Here is a 22,945-nt window from a genome sequence, read left to right on the forward strand (position 1 = left end):
GCGCCCCGGTCCGTCGACCCGGGCGCGCCCCCTCGGCTTTCCCCTCCGTACCAGAACCCCTGCGATCCCCCCCGGGTCCCCTCCCGGGTTCTGATGACAGATACGACAGATGGGGCCGGGAGAGGGTTGCACGAGATCCGGAAATTGTTCTTCCGGGTTCTCAGCGGGGCCGTGATCGGCACAATGGCAAGGGTGTCGGACTTCAGGGAACTCCAGTTAGCCGACGGGACTCCCGTGCGGTTCCAACTCCTCACGGCGGACGGCGGGGGCGCCCCGGTGGAACCGGCGGCGGACCTCCCGGAGGGCATGGGGGCCACCGTGCCGGTGTCCCGGCACGGCCGGGCCGTCGCCGGCCACGCGCTCGCGGCACTGCACAGCACGCTGCGGCCGCTCGGTCCGTTCCTGCAGGAGGTGCACGACGCCGTGGCCGGATCCGAGCGGCCGCCGCAGGAGATCAGCGTCACCTTCGGGGTGCAGGTGGGGCAGGACCTCAAGCTGGGCATCGTCGGGGGGAGCGGGCAGGCCCATCTGACCGTCTCGGCCACCTGGCGCCCGGCACCCGCCGGGAGCTGACGCATGGGATGGTTCACCAAGGCGGACCCGTCCGCCGCGGCCGACCCGCGCCACTGCGTGGTCTCGGTGCTGCAGGCCTCCGGCTCGGGCAGCGTGGGCGCGGGCGTCCTGCTGACCCGCGACCACCTGCTGACCTGCGCCCACGTCGTCAACGACGCGCTGGGGCGAGGCCCGTTCGACCAGCGGCACCCCGGCGACGACACCATTCCGGTCACCCTGCACGGCCCCGCCCTCACGGTCCGCTGCGCGACCCGGGTGGCGCACTGGATACCGGCGCGCCGCCGGGACGGCGCGCCGGGCGTCCCGGCGGCCGAGGACCACGAGTGGCTGGGCGACCTGGCCGTGCTGCGGCTCGACACGGGACCGTCCGGCCATGTGCCGCCACCGCAGTGGCTGCCGATGACGGTCGGGCAGTCGCTGCGCGCCTGGCACAGCACCGGGCTCAGCCACACCTTCGCGGACGTCCGGGTCAAGTCCTGCGACGAGGCTGTCGGTTACGTCGACGGCGACCTGGCCGGGATGGCCATCGGCCCCTCCTACAGCGGCGGCCCGCTGTGGTCGGTCGGCGACAACGCGGTGGTGGGCATCGTCGCCGGACACGTCATGCCGCCCACGGACCCGCACACCGGCCGGCCGCTGCCCTTCAGCACCCAGCACATCTCGCGGCGCAGCTGGGGCATCCCCTGGCAGCGCATCGAGGCCGAGCTGCGGGCGGCCGGCGGGGCCGGGCTCTTCGAGGCGCCCGAGGCCGATCCGGACGACCCGGCCTACGAGCTGCTGCTGGACCTGCTGGACCGGCACATGCCGGCGTCGGGGCTGCGCATCGAGTACGCCCGTGCCGTCGCCGAGGCCTGCGGGTACGGCGTCCACGACACCCTGTCGGCGCCCACCACCGAGGAGTTCGCGGCCCTGCTGCTGACCGAGCCGCGCTCGCTGGCCGCGCTCGCGGAGATCCTGCGCCGGCGCGAGCCCACGGCCGTGCCGCAGCTGCTGGCGGCCGGCCGGATGTCGCCGGTGCCCCGGCTGCTGTCGCCGCGCGAGCACCGCAAGCTGATGCGGTACCTGGACGACCTGCCCGCCGCGCTGCGCGCCCGGCTGCCCGAGGTGGCGCGGGCCGCGCTGCCACTGGCCGCCGCGGGCTCCGGCGGCCACGGCGTCCGGGGGCTACTGGACGACCTGGAGAGCCTGCCCGGGGACAGCCGCACCGACGCCGACGGGCTGCGGGTGCCGGGGCTGCTGCGGGTGGTGGAGTACCTGGCGGCGATCGCGCCGTCCGCCCTGCAGGCGTCCCTGCGGCTGTGGACGGTGTCCGTGGTGGACCGGCTGGGCATCCCCGCCACCTCGCTGCTGGAGCGCCGCTCGGACGCCGAGGAGTGGGCGCGCGCCCAGCGGGAGCGGACGGCGCCGGCCCGGGTGACCGCCCGCCTGGAGCGGGCCGGCCCGGACCGCTACCGGCTGCGGGTGTGGTGCGACGAGGGCGCCGGCCCCCGGCAGACCTCGGTCGGCGCACAGACGCCGCGCTCCGGGGCCGAGGCGGCCCGTGAGCTGCTGAAGGTGCTGGAGTCGCTGTACCGGGCGGCGCCCGACCGGGGCCGGCCGGTGCTGGAGCTCCTCGTCGACCGGGACGGCCTGAACCTGCCGGTGGACGAGTGGGGCACGACCGGCGCCGACGGCGGCCCGTGCGCGTTCGGTCCGGACGAGCTGCCCGGGGTGCTCGGCGCCGAGTTCCCGGTGGTCGTCACGTGCCCGGAACTTCTGCACCGGCACGAGCGTTTCCATCCCGACTGGCGCCACCGCTGGAGACTTCTCGACTCGGACGCGCACCTGACGTTCGACGACCCCGCCCAGGGCCGCAGCGAGGTCTACGGCGCCCTGTTGGCCGACAAGGACGCCGTCCGGGTCGCCGTGGACGTCCCCCCTCGCTCGCGTGACGAGATCGTGCAGACGTGTCTGATGATGGGGGTGCCCGTGGTGATGTGGGACCGCGGTCCGGCCGACCGTTCGCATGCGCTGGCCCGGCTGTCGCCGGTGCCCGTGCACACCCTGCCGGAGGGCACGCGGGCGTACCGGGCGATGAGTCTGGGCAGTCCCCGGCAGTACCCCGGCCGCCCCGTGCTCGCCTGGTCGGACGCGGACCGCTCGATGCCCCGGCTGCAGCTGGCAGAACCCCAACAACTCGCGGAGAACGCATGAGCACGTCGGCACAGGCCAGTTGGCGGATCTTCCGCGGGGACGGCGTGGCCCGCCCGGTCACGATGCCGCCCGCCCCGCCCTGGCGGCGCTTCGGCCCCGGTGGCCGCGGCGCCGGACCGCTGCCCTACCTGGTCGCCCCGGAGCACGCGGACATCGTCAACGCGGCCCTGCATCTGCGCCGCCCGCTGCTCGTGACCGGCCCGGCGGGCACCGGCAAGTCCTCGCTGGCCCGCGCGGTGGCACACGAGCTGAGCCTCGGCGAGCTGCTGCGCTGGCCGGTCAACAGCCGCTCCAGCGTGCAGGAGGCGCTGTACCAGTACGACGCGATCGGGCGGCTGCGGGAGACCTCGCTGCGCCGGGACCGGGGCGAGCCCGAGCCCGCCATCGGCACCTTCATCCGGCTCGGCCCGCTGGGCACCGCGCTCGCCCCGCACGGCACCCCGCGGGCGCTGCTCGTCGACGAGATGGACAAGGGAGACGTCGACCTCCCCAACGACCTGCTCACCGTGTTCGAGGAGGGCGTCTTCGACATCCCCGAACTCGCCCGGCTGCCCGAGGAGATGGCGGACGTGGAGGTGCTGACCGCCGACCACCGCGGCTCGGTGACGGTGCATCAGGGACGAGTGGAGTGCACCGAGTTCCCGGTCGTGGTCATCACCAGCAACGGCGAGCGCGACTTTCCGCCCGCCTTCCTGCGCCGCTGCATCCGGCTCGACCTGCCGATGCCGGACGAGGAGCGGCTGCGGGCCATCGTCGCCGCGCACCTGGGGCCGGAGATCCTGCCGGAGGTGGACGACCTGCTGCAGGCCTTCCTGCGCCGCCGCGCGCCCGGCGAGCTCGCCACCGACCAGCTGCTGAACGCGGTGTTCCTGCGCACCAACGGCGTGGACCTGGACGCCGACGGCCTGCTGGACGCGGTGCTGCACCAGCTCACGGGAACGGTCTGAGCCGTGCCGGGGGCGTGGGGGGACGGCACGGGCGACCGCCTCGGGGCGCTGCTGCGCGTGCTCAGGGGCATCGGCCACGACCCCGATCCGCAGGAGGTGCTGGACATCCTGTGGCTGGCCGGGAGGCTGCCCCGGGACACCCACGACCTGCCCCTGCCGCGGCTGCTGCGCCGCACGGCGCCGCCCGCGCAGCCCACGTCCCCGGACCGGCCGGAAGCCGGGCCGGAACCGGACGAGGAGCCGGAGGTCCCGCCGCCCGCCACCGAGCTGCCCGCACTGACCCGGCCGGAGCTGCACGCCGCCGCGCTGCCCCCGGCGCTGCCCGACCTGCCGGCCGTGCTGCCCGCGCCGGACCCCGGGCAGCGGGCGCTGCCCCTGCTGGTGCCGGAGGAGAAGGCGCTGCGCGACGAGCTGGCCATCGGGCGGGCGCTGCGCCCCCTGAAGCGCAAGCGGCCCAGTCCCCGGCTGCGCGAGGTGGACGAGGCGGCGACGGCCGCGCAGCTGGCCGAGACCCGGCTGCCCGACGTCGTCCTGCGGCCGCGCCGGGAGCGCTGGCTGAACCTGGTCCTGGTGGTCGACGACGGCCTGTCCATGCTGCTGTGGCACCGGCTGACCGCCGAGCTGCTGACGACCCTGCAGCGCATCGGCGCCTTCCGCTCGATCCACGTCCGCGGCATCGACACCCGCGCCCCGGGCGGCCCGGTGCTGCGCGGGCACCCGTTCGACCCGCACAGCTCCGTGCTGTCGCCCTCCGTGCTGGTCGACCCCTCCGGGCAGACGCTGGTGTTCGTGGTGAGCGACGGCATGGGTGCGGGCTGGCGCAGCGGCGTGGTGCACGACGCCCTGACGGCCTGGGCGGAGAACGGGCCCGTCGCCATCCTGCACACCCTGCCGCCCGCGCTGTGGGACGGCTCCGGCATCCAGGCCGACCGCTGGCAGGCCACCACCCGCCGGCCCGGCGGCGCGAACACCTCCTGGCGGATCACCGACCGGGTCCTGCCCATCGACTTCTCCGGTCTGCCCGTGCCGGTGCTGGAGCCCACGGCCGACTCGCTGCACACCTGGACGGAGCTGCTGACCTCGCCGGGCACCACCGTGGAACTCCCGCTGCTGGCCCGGCCCGGACGGGCCGCCCCGGTCGCCTCGCGCGAGGTCGGCAGCCTGCAGCACTTCCGGGACGCGGCCTCGCCGGAGGCCTACCGGCTGGCCGCGCATCTCGCCGCGGTGGCCCCGCTGACCGTGCCGGTGATGCGGCTGGTGCAGTCGGCGGTCCCCTGGCAGGCGCGCACCACCCATCTGGCGGAGGTCTTCCTGGGCGGCCTGGTGCACCCCCGGCCCGCCCCGGTCGCCGGGCCGCTGCCCGCCAAGCACCGCGTCTTCGACTTCACCGAGGAGTGCAAGTCGGCGCTGCTCGACGCGGTGCCCAGCGGCGAACTCGTGCGCACCAGCCGGCGCATCGGCCGCCGTCTGGAGCAACTGGCGGGCCGCTCCCCGGACTTCCCGGCCTGGCTCGCCCACCCCGACGGCGCGGACCGGCTGCCGTCGGGCACCGCCGCCTTCACCGCCGTGGAGCGCCGGCTGATGGCCCGGTTCGGGGTGCACCCGCCGGCCCCGGCCGTCCCCGAGCCGCCGCCCCGGGTGGTACGGCCGCCGGTGTGGAACCCGCTCACCGCGCAGGACCCGGCCCGGCTCGGCGCCTACACCCTCAGCGGTCGCCGCCCCGGCCGCCGCACCATCGTCTACCTGGGCGTGGGCCCGCAGGGCGAGGAGGTGGCGCTGCGCACCGTACGCCCCGAACTCCCGGCGTCCACCGCGCGGTTGCTGGACACGGAGGCGGAGGCGCTGCGGCGCATGGCGGGCCGGTACGCACCCGAGCTGCTGGACAGCGGCCGGGACGGCCGGATCCGCTGGATCGCCGTGCGGCTGTTCCCGTCGGCCGGGGGCTCCAACGCCCAGCCCCCGCGGCTGAGCGACCTGCTCGCCTACGTCGGCCCCGACCAGACGGGTGCCTTCGACCTGCTCACCAGCCTCCACCTGGGCTTCCACCTGGCCTCCGCGCTGAGCATCTGCCACCTCAACGAGCTGGTGCCGGCCGATCTGACGGCGGACTCGGTGGTGGTCCTGGAACGGACGGTGCTGCTGACCGGGCTGGCGGACTGCTCCGTCGACGGCGAGTTCCACGGCACCGGCGCCCCGCCGACCAAGGAGGGCAACATCAGGGACCTCGGCGAGCTGCTCCGGCTGGCCAGCAGCCGGCCGCGCGCCCCGCTGCCCGGCCTGCCCGAGGGCATGCACCTGTGGTCGGGCGACACCTGGCAGCCGTTGCGGGAGCTCGTGCTGCGCTGTCTGGACCCCGACCCGGCGGTGCGGCCCTCGGCGGGCGAGGTGGCCGACCGGCTGGCGCAGTACGTGGCGATCGCGGCGGCCCTGCGCGGCGGGGCCGCACCGGCCGCGACCGACCGCGAGCGGGAGGTCACGCAACCTCCGCCCCTGGCCCACGCACCCGCGCCGCCCGACGACACCTTCGGCACCCCGTCCCCGGCGGGACTCCCGTCCCGGACGGGAGCCTTCACCGCCTCCCGGGGGCCGAACTTCGGCCTGTTCGGCGGCCGCGGTCGCGCCACCAGGATCGCCACCGTGCGCCGGCCGCTCACCCACAGCCGCCGCATCACCGTGGTCGGGGTCCAGCCGCACTCGGGCCGGGTCACCACGACCGTCGCCCTGGGTTCGATGTACGTCGCCCTGCGCGCGCAGGCCGCGCTGGCCCTGGACGGCGCGCCGGGCGCCGGTGACCTGCACACGCACCTGCCGCCGGACGCCTCCTCGACCCCGCGCCGGCTGACCCGGCTGCCGCTGGACGCGCCGTACGAGGAGATCCGCCGCCACACCAGCGCCCTGCCGTCCGGGCTGGAGGTGCTCGCGCACCGGGCGCTGCGGGGCACGCCGAGCCCCGCGTACGCCGAGGAGTACCGCCATGTGATGACGCTGGCGGCCCGCCACTACGCCGTCGTGCTGACCGACTGGGCGGCGCCGACGCCGCGCGGCCCGCTCGACCCGTCGGCGGACGTGGTCCTGGAACACACCGACCAGCTGATCGTCTGCTGCACGCCCGGCCACGGCGAGCACGCCGGCAGGCTGCTGGACGACCTGCGCGCGCGGGGCTGGGACCGGCTCGCGGACGGGGCCGTCATCGCGGTGCCGCTGAGCGGAACCAACGTGTCCGCCGAGCCGGGCGTCAGGTCCGGGCCGCTGCGCGGACACCCGGACGTCGTGGTGGTTCCGTACGATCCCGCGCTGAACGGGCCCGCGCCGCTGCTCCTCGGCCGCCTCAGGCCGCGTACCGCGAACGCGTACCTCGACCTGGCGGCACTGGCCATGACCGATCCCGAGGACCCGGCGCCGGCCCCGGAGTGAGCACGGCCCTCACCGGATCACACGGGCATCACACGGGCCGATCACACGGGCCGATCACACGGGCCGATCACACGGGCCGATCACACGGGCCGGATCACACGGGCCGGATCACATGGGCATCACATGGGCCAGGAACCGCTCGGCCGTCCCCGCCAGCACCTGCCGCCCGTCCCGGGCCCACAGCCCCTCGTTGAACAGCTCCACCTCGATCGGCCCGGTGTAGCCGGCCGCCTCCACGCAGTCCTTCCACTGCCGCATGTCGATCACGCCGTCTCCGATCTGCCCGTGGCCGTCGAGGACGCCCTCGGGCAGCGGGGTGGTCCAGTCGCCGACCTGGAAGGCGTGGATGCGGCCCGCCGCGCCCGCCCGGGCGATCTGCTCCGGCGCCGCGTCGTCCCACCAGATGTGGTACGTGTCTGCCGCGCGCTGGCCTCTCAGCGTGGTCCGGACAAGACCGTGTCCCTTCCGAGTTGTTCGAGGGGGCGAACAAACGGAGTCCGTGGCTTTATGGTCTGCTGCACGGTCCCGCGGAACCGGGACCGGGGCCCGGCTGTCTACGAGGGCGTACGACCACTGCGCGACCGGAGGACGACGAGATGACCGTGACCCTGGCGGACGTGGCGGTTCGCGCCCAGGTCTCCCCCGCGACGGTGTCGCGCGTGCTCAACGGCAACTACCCGGTGGCCGCCTCCACCCGCGAGCGGGTGCTGCGGGCCGTGGACGAGCTGGACTACGTCCTCAACGGCCCGGCCAGCGCGCTCGCGGCCGCCACCTCGGACCTGGTCGGTATCCTCGTCAACGACATCGCCGACCCCTTCTTCGGGATCACGGCGAGCGCCATACAGACCGAGATCGGGGGGCCCGGCGGCCGGGCGGGCGGCGAACGCCTCGCGGTGGTCTGCAACACCGGCGGCTCCCCGGAGCGCGAACTGACCTACCTGACGCTGCTGCAGCGCCAGCGGGCCGCGGCCGTGGTGCTGACCGGCGGTGCCGTCGACAGCGCCCCGCACGCGGCGGCGGTCGCGGCGAAGCTGCGGAAGCTGGCGGACGCCGGGACCCGGGTGGTGCTGTGCGGGCGGCCGCCGGCGCCGGACACCGACGCCGTCGCCCTCACCTTCGACAACCGCGGCGGCGCCCGCGCCCTCGCCGAGCACCTCATCGGCCTCGGCCACCGCCGCCTCGGCTACATCGCGGGGCCCGAGGAGCGCACGACGACCCGCCACCGCCTGGAGGGCCACCGGGCGGCGCTGGCGGCGGCCGGCATCGCGGACGACCCACGCCGGACCGTGCACGGCCGCTACGACCGCCGCTCCGGCTACGAAGCGGCCCTGGAGCTGCTGCGCCGCGACCCCACCCTGACGGCGATCGTCGCCGCCAACGACTCCGTCGCGCTGGGAGCGTGCGCCGCCCTGCGGGACTCCGGGCTGCGCATTCCGGACGACGTCTCGGTCGCCGGCTTCGACGACCTCCCCTTCAGCATCGACGCGGTGCCCTCCCTCACCACGGTGCGCCTGCCGCTCGCGGAGGCGGGCGCCCGCGCCGGCCGCGTCGCGATGGGCCGCGAGGAACCACCGCCCGGGGGCATCGCCTCGGTGCGGGGGGAGCTGATGGTGCGGGGGTCCTCGGGAGTGCCGCGGGGGTGACGGCGGCTCGGGCCTCCGCCGGTTCCGGGGGCCAGGGGCCGACAACGGGGTTGCCAACGGCATCCGGGACCAAGGGCCCTGCGAGGGGGACCGTCCACGGCATCCGGGACCAGGGGCCGACAGGGGGGCGCCGAGGGTTTCCGGAACCAAGGCCCGACGAGAGAGTCGCCGACGGCTTGCCGGACCAAGGGCCCTACCAGCGGGACCGCGCACGGCATCCGGGACCAAGGGCCGACAAGAGGGGCGCCGAGGGTTTCCTGGACCAAGGGCCGACGAGGGGGCCGCCCACGGCATCCGGGCTCAAGGCCCGGCAGTCGCAGGCGTGGACGTCGGGGCGTTGTCGGCCTACGCTCGGGGTGTCGGTATCTCTGACTGAGTCAAACATCCGGGGGCGATCATGACCGTCCAGGACATCCGCGCCTTCAACCGCTTCTACACCGGCGTCATCGGCGCCCTCGACTACGGCCGCCACCTCTACGCGCCGTACACCCTCACCGAGTCGCGGGTGCTGTACGAACTCGCGCACGCCCCGCACCTGGACGCGGCCGACCTCAGGGCACGGCTCGATCTGGACGCCGGGTACCTGAGCCGCATCCTCAACAGGTTCCAGGACGCCCGGCTGATCGAGCGCGGGCCGTCCGAGACCGATCCGCGCCGGCGGCGGATCCGGCTCACCCCGCGCGGACGCGAGGCCGCCGGACTGCTGGACGAGCGGGCCCGGGAGACGGTCGGGGCGCTGCTCGACACGGTGGCACCGGCGGACCGCCCCCGGCTGGCGGAGGCCATGCGGACCATCCGGGGCATCCTCGGGGACGCCTCGCGGGAGCGGTCCGACGAGGTGGTGCTGCGCGGCCCGCACCCTGGTGACCTGGGCTGGATCGTGCAGCGCAACGCCGCCCTGTACGCGGCGGAGTACGGCTGGAACGCCGACTACGAGGGGCTGGTGGCGCGGATCGTCGCGGACTTCGCGGAGGATCACGATCCGCATCTGGAGCGGGTGTGGATCGCCGAGTTGGACGGCCGGGCCGTGGGATGCGTGATGTGCGTGCGCGACGACGCGCCCGGCACCGCCCGGCTGCGCCTGCTGCTCGTCGAGCCCGAGGCGCGCGGGCGCGGCGTCGGCGACCGGCTGGTACGTGCGGTGGTCGACTTCGCGCGCGGGGTGGGCTACCGCGACCTGGTGCTGTGGACCAACGACGTGCTGAGCAGCGCCCGGCGCATCTACCAGCGGCACGGTTTCGTCCTCGTCGCCGAGAAGCCGCACCGCTCCTTCGGCAAGGATCTGATCGGCCAGGACTGGCGCCTGGATCTGCACGAATCGGGCGAATGACGAGTATGGTCCGTGCCCATGAAGCTGGCGTTCTCCACTCTCGGTGTCCCCGGCCTGCCCGTCCCTGAGGTCCTCGCGCTCGCGACCGCACACGGTTACCACGGCGTCGAACTGCGCGCACACCCCGAGGAACCGGTGCACCCGGGCCTGTCCCCCGCCGACCGCGCCGAGACCGCGGCCCTGTTCAAGGGTGCCGGGGTGGAGGTGCTCGGCCTCGCCGGATACGCGCGCGTCGCCGCCCCCGGTGACGACGCGCCCGTGCTGGCGGAGATCCGGGACCTCCTGCAGCTCGCCCACGACCTGGGCGCGCCCTACGTCCGCGTGTTCCCCGGCGCCGACCCCGGCCGGCCCCCGGAGGAGTCCGACGCGATCGCCGCCCGGCGGCTCGGCACCGCGGCCGAGGACGCCTCCGCGCTCGGCGTCCGGATCCTGCTGGAGACCCACGACTCGCACCGCACCGGGGCGGATCTGATCCGCATCCTCGGCCCGGTCGGCCACCGGCAGGTGGGCGCGCTGTGGGACGTGATGCACACCTGGCTGGGCGGCGAGCAGCCGTCGGACACCTACGCGGCCCTCGCCCCGTACCTGGGATACGTCCAGGTCAAGGACATCTCCTCGGCCGAGGACACCACTCCGCTGCCGCTCGGCGCGGGCGTGCTGCCGCTCACCGAGAGCGTGGACGTGCTGTGCCGGCAGGGCTGGGACGGCTGGCTGTGCTGGGAGTACGAGAAGCGCTGGCACGAGGGGGCCGCGCCGCTTCCGGATCTGCTCGGCGCCGGCCGCGAGCACCTGCTGCGACTGTTGGGGCAGGCCGCCTGAGCGGGAGGGTGCCGGGCGGCCGCCGCAATTCGCTGGCCGGAATCCCTGAGGCCGGTTAGCCTCCCCCGGTGATCCAGCCGCCCGGGCACCGCGCCCGCCCCCGCTCATGAGCGTCACCCGCTCCCTCGTCGACACACGCCCCCTGCGCACGTCCCCCGTCTTCCGGCGGCTGCTGATCGGACGGACCGTCTCCGTGCTGGGCGGGTTCATGACCATGGTGACGGTCATGTACCAGGTGTGGGACCTGACCCGCAGCACCGCGTGGACCGGCGCGGTGGGGCTCGCGCAGGCCCTGCCGCTGGTGGTGTTCGGGCTGTTCGCCGGGGCCTGGGTGGACCGGGCCGACCGGCGCCGCATCTATCTCGCGGCCACTGTCGGGCAGGCCGCGTGCTCCCTGCTGCTCGCCGTGCAGGGCTTCACCGGGCACGTTCCGGTGGGCGTGGTGCTGCTGCTCGTCGCCGTGCAGTCGGCCTTCGGCGCGCTCGGCGCCCCGGCCGCCGGGGTGTTCGTGCCGCGGTTGCTGCCGAAGGAGCAGGTGGCCGCCGGGCTCGCGCTGCAGCAGGTCACCGCGCAGTCGATGATGCTGCTCGGCCCCGCGCTGGCCGGGGTGCTGCTCGGCTGGTTCGGGATCGGCGTCTGCTATCTGCTGGACGCCCTCAGCTTCGGTGTCGCCTTCCACGGCGCCTTCGGACTGCCGGCGCTTCAGCCGGAGGGCACCCCGTCGCGGGCGGGGGTGCACGGGGTGCTGGACGGGCTGCGGTTCCTGGCCGGGCACCGGGTGGTGCGGGGCGCGCTGATCACCGATCTGGCCGCGACCGTGCTGTCCTTCCCGGTGAGCGTGTTCCCGCTGGTCAACGCCGAGCGCTTCAGCGGCGATCCGCGCACCCTCGGCCTGTTCCTGTCGGCGCTGGCGGTCGGCGGCGTCACGGCGACCGCGCTGTCCGGCCCGCTGACCAGGCTCGGCCGGCCGGGCCCGGTCATGCTGTGCGCGTCCGCCGCCTGGGGCGCGGCCCTCGTTCTCTTCGGGCTGTCCACCCGGCCCTGGACCGGACTGCTCCTGCTCGCGCTCGCCGGAGCGGCCGACGCCACCGCGGTGGTCTCCCGTTCCACGATCGTGCAGACCCGCACCCCGGACGCGCTGCTCGGGCGGGTGACGGCGGCCGAGCAGATCGTCGGCCAGGCGGGCCCCAGTCTCGGCAACGTGCGCGGCGGCCTGCTCGCCGGCTGGACCTCCGGCGTGACCGCCCTCGTCACCGGCGGCCTCCTGTGCGTGCTGGCGGTGACGGCGGTCGCGACGACGACGCCCGAACTGCGGGGCGCGGCCACGGATCCAGGGCACTGACCGGGCCCACGGCGACCTGCGCACCCCACCGCCGCCACTGCGCCCGGCGACACACCGCGCCCACGGCCACCCCGACCACGGGGACACACCCACCGATCCAGAACACCGCCTTCGCCCGGGAAGGCCGCCGCACCCCAGCGGCACCCACCCGCCCGGCAGCCCGCCGCCATCGGCGCGCCCCCCTCAATGCGCCGATGGCGGCCCCTTCTGCGGTTACTGTGCATTCCCTTGACGGAAAGAAACTTCCCGGATATTGGTGACTCCTCGGAAGTTTCCTTCAGCGGTTCTCCTCCTGGAAGGAGCGCACGTGCCCGACACCAGCACGGGAAGCACAGGACGCAAGGGAAACACCGGACGGCCCTCCAGACGCGCCGTCCTCGCCGCCACCGCCGGCCTCACCGCCGCGCTGACCGTACCGGCGACCGCCCGCGCCGCCGGCCTCGACGACCGCGGGCTGCGCGCCCTGATCTCCCGCATGTCGCTGGAGGAGAAGGTCGGCCAGCTGTTCGTGATGCGGGTCTACGGCCACTCCGCCACCGACCCCGACCAGGCCGACATCGACGCCAACCTCGACGAGCTCGGGGTCCGCACGGCCGCCGAGCTGATCGCCACCTACCGGGTCGGCGGCATCATCTACTTCACCTGGGCGCACAACACCCGCGACCCGCACCAGATCGCGGACCTGTCCAACGGCATCCAGCGGGCCTCCCTGGACCAGCCGCGCGGTCTGCCGATGCTCATCGCCACCGACCAGGAGCACGGCGCGGTGTGCCGGGTGGGCAAGCCGGCCACGCTGTTCCCGGGCGCGATGGCGATCGGCGCCGGCGGCTCCCGCTCGGACGCCCGCACGCTCGGCCGGATCTCCGGCGCCGAGCTGCGCGCGATCGGCATCAACCAGGACTACTCCCCCGACGCGGACGTGAACGTCAACCCGGCCAACCCGGTCATCGGCGTGCGCTCCTTCGGCGCCGACCCGGACGCGGTCGCCGAGCTGGTGGCCGCCGAGGTGAAGGGGTACCAGGCGTCGCGGGTCGCGGCGACCGCCAAGCACTTCCCCGGCCACGGCGACACCGCCGTCGACAGCCACTACGGCTTCCCGGTCATCACGCACAGCCGGGACCTGTGGGAGAAGCTGGACGCGGTGCCGTTCCGGGCGGCGATCGCGGCGGGCATCGACTCGATCATGACCGCGCACATCCAGTTCCCGGCCCTGGACGACTCCGGCGACCCGGCCACCCTCTCCCACCCGATCCTCACCGGCATCCTGCGCGAGGAACTCGGCTACGACGGCGTCGTGATCACCGACTCGCTGGGCATGGAGGGCGTGCGCACCAAGTACGGCGACGACCGGGTGCCGGTGCTCGCGCTCAAGGCCGGCGTCGACCAGCTGCTCAACCCGCCGTCGATCCACACGGCCTGGCACGCCGTGCTCGACGCCGTCCGGAACGGCGAACTGACGGAGGCACGCCTCGACGAATCGATCCTGCGCATCCTCCGCCTGAAGAACCGCCTCGGCCTCTTCGGCCAGCCCTACTCCGGCCGGACGGGCATCGACCGCGTGGTGGGCACCGCATCGCACCTGGCCACCGCCGACCGGATCGCCGAGCGCACCACCACCCTGCTGGTCAACAAGGACCGCATCCTCCCCTTCGACCGCCACAGGGAACGCAAGATCCTGGTCGTGGGCGCCGACCCGGCCTCCCCGTCCGGCACCACCGGCCCGCCCACCGGCGTGCTGGCCGCCGCCCTCACCGAACTGGGCTTCGCCGCCACGGCCCTGCCGACCGGCACCGCGCCCTCCGCCGCGGCCGTCGACCAGGCGGTCACGGCCGCCCAGGACGCGGACGCGGTGGTCGTGGCCACCTACAACGTGACCGCGGGCAGCTCCCAGCGGACACTGGTGGACCGCCTGCTGGCGACCGGCAGGCCGGTGGTGGCGGTCGCCGTCCGCAACCCCTACGACGTGGCCCAGCTGACCGCGGTGCGGGGCTTCCTGGCGACCTACTGCTGGACCGACGTCGAACTGCGCGCCGCCGCACGGGTGATCGCCGGACGCGTGGCGCCGCGCGGCAGGCTGCCGGTGCCGGTGCAGCGGGCCGACGACCCCGCACAGGTGCTGTACCCGATCGGCCACGGGCTGACGTACTAGACGTACGCCGCACACCGGGCGTAACACCCTCGACTGGCGGAAACCCTCCCGTTCGACTGGCGTGGCGCGGCCGCCACCGCCCACGCTGGTCGGGGCGTCAGGGGGGAATGCCATGCGTGGGAAGGGTGCCGCGGGACTTGCGTGCCTGCTGCTGGCCGCCGGCCCGCTGACCGGCTGCCGGGGCCCGGCCGACGCCCCGGTGGGCAGCGCGCGCCCCACCTCGTCCGCCACGAGCGGTTACGGCGCCGAGTTCCTCGCGGTCGGCGAGTGCAGCTCGTCGGGCACCAGCGGCGTCACCGAGGTGCCGTGCACCGGCGAGCGGGCGGCGGCGAAGGTCGTCGCCCGTTACGACGGAGCTGCCGACGACGGCCCGCTGTGCCCGGCGACCACCGACTTCGTCCTGCACATCGGCGGCCGGCGGGCGACCGGCGAGGCCGGCGACGGCGCGATCCCGCAGGGCTACGCCTGCATGCGCAACCTGGCGCCCCCGCACCCCGGCGACCCGGGCGCCGGCGGGGGCCCGCGCACCGTCCCCGGCGACTGCGTCTACTCCTCCGGCGCGGGCCAGGTCCGCGAGACCGCCTGCGCCGGCTCGGGCCGCCGCAAGCCGCAGTACCGGATCACGAAGGCCGTCGCCCGCCGCGCGGACTGCCCGCCGTCGACGGTGCTCTACGTCCAGCTGGGCGGGCGGCAACCGGTCGGCTGCGCCCGGCGGCTGTGAGGCCGCCCGGCCGTGCGGGGTGCGCGGTCAGCACAGGATCCAGCCGGAGCCGACCGAGTTTCCGCCGACCGAGCCCTTGATCCGGACGCAGCGGTGGCCGGCGTGGACGGTCACCGGGCCGGCGAGGTAGCGGTAGCGGCCGCTGTCGACGACCGGCCGGCTGCCGCGGGCCTGCACGCTGACCGACATCATCCGGGCTGCGCCGGGGTGGCGGGAGACGGTGACGGCGCAGACGTAGCCGTCGCGCTTGTAGACGTGGATGACGCCCGTGGCGAAGGGCAGGGCCCGCACCTCGCGCCCGGCGCAGCCGCCGGCCGAGGCCGCCTGGGCGGTACCGGAGGCGGCGAAGGCGAGCACCCCGGATGCGGCCAGCACGGCCGTGCCGAGCGCCAGGCGCCGGCGTATCGCACCACTGTCCACTGGTCGTCCTCCCCGCAGCGCGGCCATGCTCCCCCGATGGCCGTTCGGATGTACGGACGTCGAACCTGTGTCGGATGGTTGCGCGGGGGCCGCCGGGACGCGTCGGCGGGGTGGTCAGCGGGAGGCGCCGACCGGCTCCTCGGGCTCGGACTGCCCGACGAAGGTCCGCCACAGCTCGGCGTACCGGCCGCCGCGGGCCAGCAGCTCCTCGTGGGTGCCGTCCTCGGCGACCCGGCCGCGGTCCATCACCACCACCCGGTCGGCGCGGGCGGCCGTGGTGAGCCGGTGGGCGACCACCAGCGTCGTACGGCGGCCCGCCAGGCGGTCGGTCGCCTGGTTGACCTGGGCCTCCGTCGCCAGGTCGAGCGCGGCCGTGGCCTCGTCGAGCAACAGGATGTCGGGGTCGACGAGTTCGGCGCGGGCCAGGGCGATCAGCTGGCGCTGGCCCGCCGAGAGGTTGCGCCCGCGCTCGGCGACCTCGTGCAGATAGCCGCCTTCGAGGGTGGCGATCATCTCGTGGGCGCCCACCGCCCGCGCCGCCGCCTCCACCTCGGCGTCGGTGGCGTCCGGGCGGCCGTAGGCGATGGCGTCGCGCACGGTGCCGGGGAACAGGTACGCCTCCTGCGGGACCACCCCGAGCCGGTGCCGGTAGGCGGTGAGGTCCAGGGCGCGCAGGTCGGTGCCGTCGACCGTGACCCGCCCGGCGGTGGGGTCGTAGAACCGGGCCACCAGCTTGACGAGGGTCGACTTGCCGGCGCCCGTCTCGCCGACGAAGGCCACCGTCTGCCCCGCCGGGACGGTCAGGTCGATGCCGCTCAGCGCCTCCTCGTCGGTGCCGTAGGCGAAGTGCACCCCTTCGAAGGCGATGTCGCCCCGCAGCGACGGCACCTGACGCGGCTCGCGCGCGGACTCGGTGGACGTCGGCTCGCGCAGCAGCTCCTGGATGCGGCCCAGCGAGACCGTGGCCTGCTGGTAGCCGTCGAAGACCTGGGAGAGCTGCTGCACCGGGGCGAAGAACAGGTCGATGTAGAGCAGGTAGGCGACCAGCGCGCCCGTGGTGAGGGTGGCCGCCTGCACCCGGCCCGCGCCCGCGACCAGCACCGCGGCCGCGGCCACCGAGGACAGCAGCTGCACGAAGGGGAAGTAGATCGATATCAGCCACTGGCCGCGGATGCGGGCCCGGCGGTAGTCCGCGCTGCGCTCGGCGAACCGCCGCGCGCCGTCCCGCTCCCGCCGGAAGGCCTGCACGATCCGCAGCCCCGACACGGACTCCTGGAGGTCGGCGTTGACCGCCGACACCCGCTCGCGGGCCAGCTCGTACGCCTTCACGCTCGCCCGGCGGAAGAAGAAGGTGGCCACGGCCAGCGGGGGCAGCGTGGCGAAGACGACCAGCGCCAGCTGCACGTCGATCACCAGCAGGGCGACCATGATGCCGAAGAAGGTGACGACCGAGACGAACGCGGTGACCAGGCCGGTCTGCAGGAACGTGGAGAGGGCGTCGACGTCCGTCGTCATCCGCGTCATGATCCGGCCGGTCAGCTCGCGCTCGTAGTAGTCGAGGCCGAGCCGCTGGAGCTGCGCGAAGATCTTCAGGCGCAGCGTGTAGAGGACGCGCTCCCCGGTGCGCCCGGTCATCCGGGTCTCGCCGACCTGCGCGGCCCACTGCACCAGCACGGTCAGCAGACCCAGCAGGGCGGCCACCCAGACCGCGCCGAGCGCCATCTTCGTCACGCCCGCGTCGATGCCGTGCCGGATCAGCACGGGCAGCAGCAGGCCCGCGCCCGCGTCCACGGCGACCAGCAGCAGGCTGGCCAGCAGCGGCAGGCGGAAGCCGCGCAGGAGGCGGCGCAGACCGTAGGAGTCCTCGGGCAGGACCGCCCGGCCCTCGTCGATGTCGGGGGTGTCGGTGGCCGGGGGCAGCGCCGCCACCTGGGCGAGCAGCTCCGGGGTGGCGGGGGTGCCGGTCAGCGCCTGGTCCTTGGGCTCGCGGTCGCCGGTCCACAGCCTGGGGGTCACGCCCCGCTCGGCGTCGAACTCGGCGTCCAGCTCGTCGCGGACGGAGGTGTCCTCCTGCGGCCCGGCCGGGAGCGCGTGGCCCGGGGAGACCCCGCCCAGCTCGTCCGGGTCGGTCAGCAGCCGGCGGTAGAGGGCGGACCGCTGCTGGAGCTCCTCGTGGGTGCCGAGGTCGGCGAGCCCGCCGCCGTCGAGGACGGCGATGCGGTCGGCGAGGTTCAGGGTGGAGCGGCGGTGGGCGATGAGCAGGGTCGTACGGCCCTCCATCACCTGCTTGAGCGCCTCGTGGATCTCGTGCTCGACGCGGGCGTCCACGGCGGAGGTGGCGTCGTCCAGGACCAGCAGGCGCGGGTCGGTGAGCAGGGCGCGGGCGAGCGCGACGCGCTGGCGCTGGCCGCCGGAGAGGGTCAGGCCGTGCTCGCCGACCTTGGTGTCGTAGCCCTCGGGCAGGTCCCGGATGAAACGGTCCGCCTGGGCGGCGCGGGCGGCGGCCTCGATCTCCTCCTGGGTGGCGTCCGGGCGGCCGTAGGCGATGTTGTTGCGGACGGTGTCCGAGAAGAGGAACGAGTCCTCGGGGACGAGTCCGATCGCGGCCCGCAGGGACTGAAGGGTCAGCTCGCGCACGTCGTGGCCGCCGATCAGCACGGCGCCGTGGGAGACGTCGTAGAAGCGCGGCAGGAGCAGGGAGAGGGTGGACTTGCCGGAGCCGGAGGAGCCGACCACGGCCAGGGTCTCGCCCGGGCGTATCTCGAAGCTGAGCCCGTCGAGGACCTTGGGGCCGCTGTCGTAGCCGAAGGACACGTCGTCGAACTCGACGGTCGCCGGCGCGTCCGAGGGCAGGGTCCTGGTGCCGTCCTGCATCGTCGGCTCGGTGTCGATCAGCTCCAGGACGCGCTCGGTGCCGGCCCGGGCCTGCTGGCCGACGGTGAGGACCACCGCGAGCATGCGGACCGGGCCGACCAGCTGGGCCAGGTAGGTGGAGAAGGCGACGAAGGTGCCGAGGGTGATGTGCCCGCGCACGGCGAGCCAGCCGCCGAGGGCCAGCATCGCGACCTGGCCGAGCGCCGGGACGGACTGCAGGGCCGGGGTGTATCTGCTGTTCAGGCGGATCGTGCGGAGGCGGCCCGCGAAGAGCCGGCGGCCGACCTCCCGCAGCTTGCCCGTCTCCTGCTCCTCCTGGCCGAAGCCCTTCACCACGCGCACGCCGCTCACGGCACCGTCGACCACGCCCGCGACGGCGGCGGCCTGGGCCTGGGCGTACCAGGTGGCCGGGTGGAGCTTGGTCCGGCTGCGCTTGGCGATCCAGTACAGGGCCGGGGCGACGGCCAGGGCGACCAGGGTCAGCGGCAGCGACAGCCAGGCCATGATCGCCAGGGAGACCACGAAGAGCAGGAGGTTCCCGATGGTCATCGGGAGCATGAACAGCAGGCCCTGGATCAGCTGCAGGTCGCTGGTGGCCCGGCCGACCACCTGCCCCGTCGACAGCTCGTCCTGGCGGCGGCCGTCGAGGCGGGTGATCGTGCCGTACATCTCGGTGCGCAGGTCGTACTGGACGTCGAGGGCGAGCCGTCCGCCGTAGTAGCGGCGGACGTAGGTGGCGCCGTAGACCAGCACGGCCCCGGCGACCAGGGCGCCGGCCCAGGGGGCCATGGACCTGGTGTGGGCGGTGACCACGTCATCGATGATCACCTTGGTGATCAGCGGGACGACGGCCGTGACGGCCATGCCCACGAGCGACGAGCCCAGGGCCAGGACGACGTCCTTCGGATACCGCCAGGCGTAGCCCGCCAGCCGTCGTGCCCATCCCCGTTGCGGTCCCACGCGGGTGCCTTCCTGTCGACCTGGTCTACCGAAAGGCACCAACGCCAGCCGGTGCGGATTTCATCCCCCCGCAACGGAACGCGGGGAGGTCAGACGCGTACCCGCAGGTAGTAGAACCTGGTCGTCTGGGCCGGGTTCTGGTTGTCGTCGCTCACCAGGAGGACCTTCAGGCGGCCGGTGCGGTCGCGACCGGTGATCGTCATGCCCTCGATGTTGTCCAGCAGCGGGTTCGGCTGGGGCTGCCGGGCGGTGGCGCCCAGGCTCGGGCAGTCGGCGATGTCGGCCAGCAGCGTCTTGGTGACCAGGTGGACGGACGCCTGCCCGGCGAGGTGCTCGATGCCGCTGGTGTCCGTCGCACGGCGCGGGTCGGCCAGGTAGAGCCGGACGGTGTTGCCGACTCCGGCGGTGAAGCCGCGCTCCAGGACGAGCAGGCGGCCGTCGGGCGTGGCCTGGACCTCGGGGACGCCGAGCCCCACGTCGACGCGGTAGCCGTACTGGGCGGAGAGCTCGAACCGGCCCCCGTGGCGCTTCCAGGTCTGGAAGCGGACGGTGTCGGCGGAGTCGCCCGCGATCGGGGACTCCATGGCGGCCAGCAGGTGGCGGCCGCCGGGCAGCAGGGTCAGTCCCTCGAAGGTCGCGTTGGGGGTGGCGCGGCCGGCCGGGGCGACGAGGAGGGACGACGGCACCGGGAGCCGGTCGAGGATCCTGCCGTCCCGCGCGTAGCGCCGCACGGACGGCTCGGTCTCGGAGGTGATGAGCCGGGTGCCGTCCCGGTCGACGACGAGTCCCTCGGAGTCCAGGTCGGCGCCGTTCTCGTCGGCGAGGTGGACGACCCCCTTCGGCCGGAGCGTCCGCGCGTCGAGGGTGACGAGCAGGGAGCGGTCCTCCAGCGCGGCGATCGAGCCGTTGGGGGTCCCCGCGCGGGAGAGGTCGACGGCGAGCGCGGAGAAGTTGCCGAGGAAGGCGCCGCCGTACGTCGTCTTGTCGAGCGCGTCGGAGAAGCGGTCGATCGAGACGGCCGGCGAACAGGCGTGGTCCGCGGCCGGGTTGGCGCGGGCGGGCCCGGCGGCGGTCAGCGACGTGGCCGCCGCCAGGCCGGCGGTGAGCGTGGCGAGTACGGTTCTCAGGCGCATGCCCGTCACCGTAGGGGGAGTTGGTGTCCTGCGGGAGACCGCCTCGTGACGCGCGGGTCCGCGTCAGCCCTGCTGCGGCACCGCCACGAACGCCTCCCGCGGCCGGCTGGTCGGGGTGTAGCGGGTGACGCTGCTGGTCGTCGGCACCAGGTCCTTGTGGATGGCCTTGGCCACGTTCTGGATGGTGGTGACGCCGTAGCCCATGGTGCTGTTGTCCTGCGTCAGCACCGAGATCATGTAGTCGTGCCCGGCCCCGTTGAAGGTGCCCAGGCTGTGCACCCGCCAGCCGTGCGTGGAGCGTTGCAGCCAGCCGTTCTTGACGTGCACGGAGACGGAGGACGGCGCGCCGGCCGGGGTGCCCCAGCGCTGCGAGGAGATGACCTGGCCCATCAACTTCAGGATGTAGGCGCGGGAGTTGTCGCTGAGCACGCTGTTCTTGGCGGTGACGAGCTTGAGCAGCTTCTGCTCGTCCGTGACGTTCTCCTGGGTCAGGCCCCAGTAGCCGTTCGCGCCCGGGACGGTTTTGGTCATCCCGGCGGCGGCCAGGAAGCCCTTGATCTTCGTCATGCCCAGCTGCTTCCACAGCTTGCTGGTCGCGGTGTTGTCCGACTGGGTGATCATGGCCTTGGCGAGCGAGGCCTCGGTCGACGTCAGGTACCGGTTGTGCTTCTTGGCGTCCCACAGCAGGGTGGCGAGCACGGTGACCTTGACGGTGCTGGCCGAGTCGTAGGAGCTGGTGGCGCGCAGCGTGCAGGTGGTCTTGGTGCTGCGGTCGTACAGGCCGACGGCGACGGTGCCCTTGCGTGTGGCGAGGGCGGCGGTGATGTCCTTCTGCAGCTTGGCGGCGAGGCCCGCCTTCGCGGACGTGCAGCTGACGGCGGTCGCCGCGGCGGCCGGGGTGGCGCCGGCCACGGCCAGGGCCGGTACGAGCACCGCCGTACCCACAGTGGCCGCGAGCACCCGAGTACGGCCGGATATCCGGTATGTCACGAAGAGTCCCCCTTGAACGCTGATCGGCGCGGAGCCGCACGCCTCCCTCGACCCGCCGGAACCGGCGAAGGTTGTACGCACGTTCCACGGCCGGGAGTTCGAGGGAGCATACACAGATGCGACGGGCGGTACGCCGCGCGGTCAGGCCGGTTGACGTGAACCGTCGGGTTCGACCGGTCGAGCGCCCCGGCTCTCCGCGATGCGGTGGACATCCCGGAGCGCCTCGACCAGCCGGGACGGCGGGATGTGGAGCTGCGCCGACGTGACCCTGCGAGCGGCGAGCATGTGGGCGGCATGCTCCAAGAGCTCACCACTCATGACGAGTTGAAAGCTCGGCTGCGCGGGAGCATGCACCGCCCGTCGCGCGGGGGCGCTGTCCGCCATCAGCCCGGACTCGCTCAGCCCAGATGCGTCGGCGCGAACATCCGCAGGACAGCCGGGAGGACGACCACCGACGGGCCCAGCTCGGTCAGGGCCTTGGCCAGGTCGGTCTCCAAGGTCTCCTGCGTCGTGCGCACCCCCGGCACGCCGAAGGACTCGGCCAGGGCCACGTACCGGCTCTCACCGGCCTGTCCCAAGGCGGCCACCCGGCGTCCGTGACCGCCATGGTCAGGGGCAACCGTCCGGTGTTCATACGTGAAGTCCCGCCAGGGCCTACCGGATATCACCCATCCAGAGCCGCCGCCCCAACTCGTCGAGGTCGGCCCGCCGCTCTTCGTACTCGGGCAGCGCGATCCGCAGCAGCCGCCAGAAGTCCTCTCGGTGTCCGGACACTTTCACGTGGGCCAGTTCATGCGCGATGACGTAGTCGATCAGGTGCATGGGCAGCTGGAAGAGAGGCCACCCGAGACTCATCAGTCCCTTGGCGCCCGACCCGGCCTGCGGCGGCCGGTACGAACCCCACCGGTCTCCCAGGTCCCGCACGTCGAGTTCCGGCTCGGGCACCCCCATGCGGGCCGCCCAAGGCTGAAGCCGGTGTCCGGTCCAGTTCCGGCCGGCCCGGCAGTACCAGTCGACCAGCGCCGCCCGGCCCGCCTGTGGCTCCGCTGCCAGATCCGGGCCCATGACAAGGCGCCCCGCGATCAGCCGAACTTCTCCGGCTGCCCCTTCCTCACCGGATACAGCCAGTCGATAGGTCCGCCCCAGATAGCGGAAGACCTCTCCGTCGGTGAGCTGCTTGACAGGGCTCAACGGACGTGTGCGCTGCCGCTCGCGCCTCTTGGTCAGCAACCAGTCCCGGTGCGCGCGTACGAACTGCTCCGCTTCGGCTGTCGAACGTCCGGCAGGGGTGTGCAGGGTGAGGGTCGCGTCGGTCTCAACGGTCAGTGCGAACCGTTTCCTGCGGGTACTGGCGCGCACGCGCAGAGCCAACCCGTCCACCGTGAGCAGGGGTGGGGGGACGGAGTATGTCGAAGGATCGGCCGGCGCGGTCACCAC

Annotated in this window: 16 protein-coding genes and 1 pseudogene; 10 read left to right on the forward strand and 7 right to left on the reverse strand. The window is 74.2% G+C overall.

What is annotated here, in order from left to right:
• Positions 1-183 precede the first annotated feature (183 nt).
• Genes ACLU3S_RS15965 through ACLU3S_RS15980 form a run of 4 tightly spaced genes read left to right on the forward strand, consistent with a single transcriptional unit; the run spans position 184 to position 7,127 of the window.
• Complete coding sequence (locus ACLU3S_RS15965; protein ID WP_413952509.1) at positions 184-573, forward strand: CU044_2847 family protein; 390 nt, start codon at positions 184-186, stop codon at positions 571-573.
• Positions 574-576: 3 nt separating this feature from the next.
• Positions 577-2,766, forward strand: coding sequence for a trypsin-like peptidase domain-containing protein (locus ACLU3S_RS15970; protein WP_413952510.1), 2,190 nt, complete (start codon positions 577-579; stop codon positions 2,764-2,766).
• Positions 2,763-3,713: an AAA family ATPase gene (locus ACLU3S_RS15975; protein WP_413952511.1), complete on the forward strand. Its 951-nt coding sequence runs from the start codon at positions 2,763-2,765 to the stop codon at positions 3,711-3,713. Before ACLU3S_RS15970 ends, ACLU3S_RS15975 begins: the two co-directional genes overlap by 4 nt.
• A gap of 3 nt (positions 3,714-3,716) precedes the next feature.
• Positions 3,717-7,127 (forward strand): SAV_2336 N-terminal domain-related protein, encoded by a 3,411-nt coding sequence (locus tag ACLU3S_RS15980; RefSeq protein ID WP_413952512.1) that lies wholly within the window; start codon positions 3,717-3,719, stop codon positions 7,125-7,127.
• A 108-nt stretch (positions 7,128-7,235) separates the two neighbouring features.
• On the opposite strand, the pseudogene ACLU3S_RS15985 reads toward ACLU3S_RS15980, so the two are convergent.
• A pseudogene (locus ACLU3S_RS15985) lies at positions 7,236-7,544 on the reverse strand (sugar phosphate isomerase/epimerase family protein); the annotation flags it as partial.
• A gap of 179 nt (positions 7,545-7,723) precedes the next feature.
• Between ACLU3S_RS15985 and ACLU3S_RS15990 the strand changes: the two are divergent.
• The 6 genes from ACLU3S_RS15990 (at position 7,724) to ACLU3S_RS16015 (ending at position 15,131) form a co-directional block, all read left to right on the forward strand.
• Positions 7,724-8,770, forward strand: a complete 1,047-nt coding sequence (locus ACLU3S_RS15990; protein WP_413952513.1) for a LacI family DNA-binding transcriptional regulator — start codon at positions 7,724-7,726, stop codon at positions 8,768-8,770.
• Between the two features lie 397 nt (positions 8,771-9,167).
• A complete protein-coding gene (locus tag ACLU3S_RS15995) occupies positions 9,168-10,100 on the forward strand; it encodes a GNAT family N-acetyltransferase (protein ID WP_413952514.1) in 933 nt (310 codons plus the stop codon).
• 18 nt (positions 10,101-10,118) lie between these two features.
• On the forward strand, positions 10,119-10,919 hold the full coding sequence (locus tag ACLU3S_RS16000) for a sugar phosphate isomerase/epimerase family protein (protein WP_413952515.1): 801 nt from the start codon (positions 10,119-10,121) through the stop codon (positions 10,917-10,919).
• Positions 10,920-11,025: 106 nt separating this feature from the next.
• A complete protein-coding gene (locus ACLU3S_RS16005) occupies positions 11,026-12,261 on the forward strand; it encodes an MFS transporter (protein WP_413952516.1) in 1,236 nt (411 codons plus the stop codon).
• A gap of 307 nt (positions 12,262-12,568) precedes the next feature.
• Positions 12,569-14,410: a glycoside hydrolase family 3 protein gene (locus tag ACLU3S_RS16010; protein ID WP_413952517.1), complete on the forward strand. Its 1,842-nt coding sequence runs from the start codon at positions 12,569-12,571 to the stop codon at positions 14,408-14,410.
• Between the two features lie 112 nt (positions 14,411-14,522).
• The gene (locus tag ACLU3S_RS16015) at positions 14,523-15,131 is read left to right on the forward strand and encodes a hypothetical protein (RefSeq protein ID WP_413952518.1); all 609 of its coding nucleotides are present in this window, start codon (positions 14,523-14,525) and stop codon (positions 15,129-15,131) included.
• A gap of 27 nt (positions 15,132-15,158) precedes the next feature.
• Here ACLU3S_RS16015 and ACLU3S_RS16020 read toward each other — a convergent pair whose 3' ends face one another.
• From ACLU3S_RS16020 to ACLU3S_RS16045, 6 genes are all read right to left on the reverse strand, one after another.
• Positions 15,159-15,551, reverse strand: a complete 393-nt coding sequence (locus ACLU3S_RS16020; protein WP_413952519.1) for a hypothetical protein — start codon at positions 15,549-15,551, stop codon at positions 15,159-15,161.
• Positions 15,552-15,665: 114 nt separating this feature from the next.
• Positions 15,666-19,385: an ABC transporter ATP-binding protein gene (locus ACLU3S_RS16025; protein WP_413952520.1), complete on the reverse strand. Its 3,720-nt coding sequence runs from the start codon at positions 19,383-19,385 to the stop codon at positions 15,666-15,668.
• Positions 19,386-19,474: 89 nt separating this feature from the next.
• Positions 19,475-20,518, reverse strand: coding sequence for an esterase-like activity of phytase family protein (locus ACLU3S_RS16030; protein WP_413952521.1), 1,044 nt, complete (start codon positions 20,516-20,518; stop codon positions 19,475-19,477).
• 63 nt (positions 20,519-20,581) lie between these two features.
• Positions 20,582-21,478: a serine hydrolase gene (locus tag ACLU3S_RS16035; RefSeq protein ID WP_413952536.1), complete on the reverse strand. Its 897-nt coding sequence runs from the start codon at positions 21,476-21,478 to the stop codon at positions 20,582-20,584.
• 428 nt (positions 21,479-21,906) lie between these two features.
• Positions 21,907-22,095, reverse strand: a complete 189-nt coding sequence (locus tag ACLU3S_RS16040) for a hypothetical protein (protein WP_413952537.1) — start codon at positions 22,093-22,095, stop codon at positions 21,907-21,909.
• A gap of 67 nt (positions 22,096-22,162) precedes the next feature.
• Entirely contained in the window at positions 22,163-22,945 is a 783-nt protein-coding gene (locus tag ACLU3S_RS16045; protein ID WP_413952522.1) for a M48 family metallopeptidase, read from the reverse strand.

The organism is Streptomyces sp. AF1A (assembly GCF_047340315.1).
GTDB lineage: Bacteria > Actinomycetota > Actinomycetes > Streptomycetales > Streptomycetaceae > Streptomyces.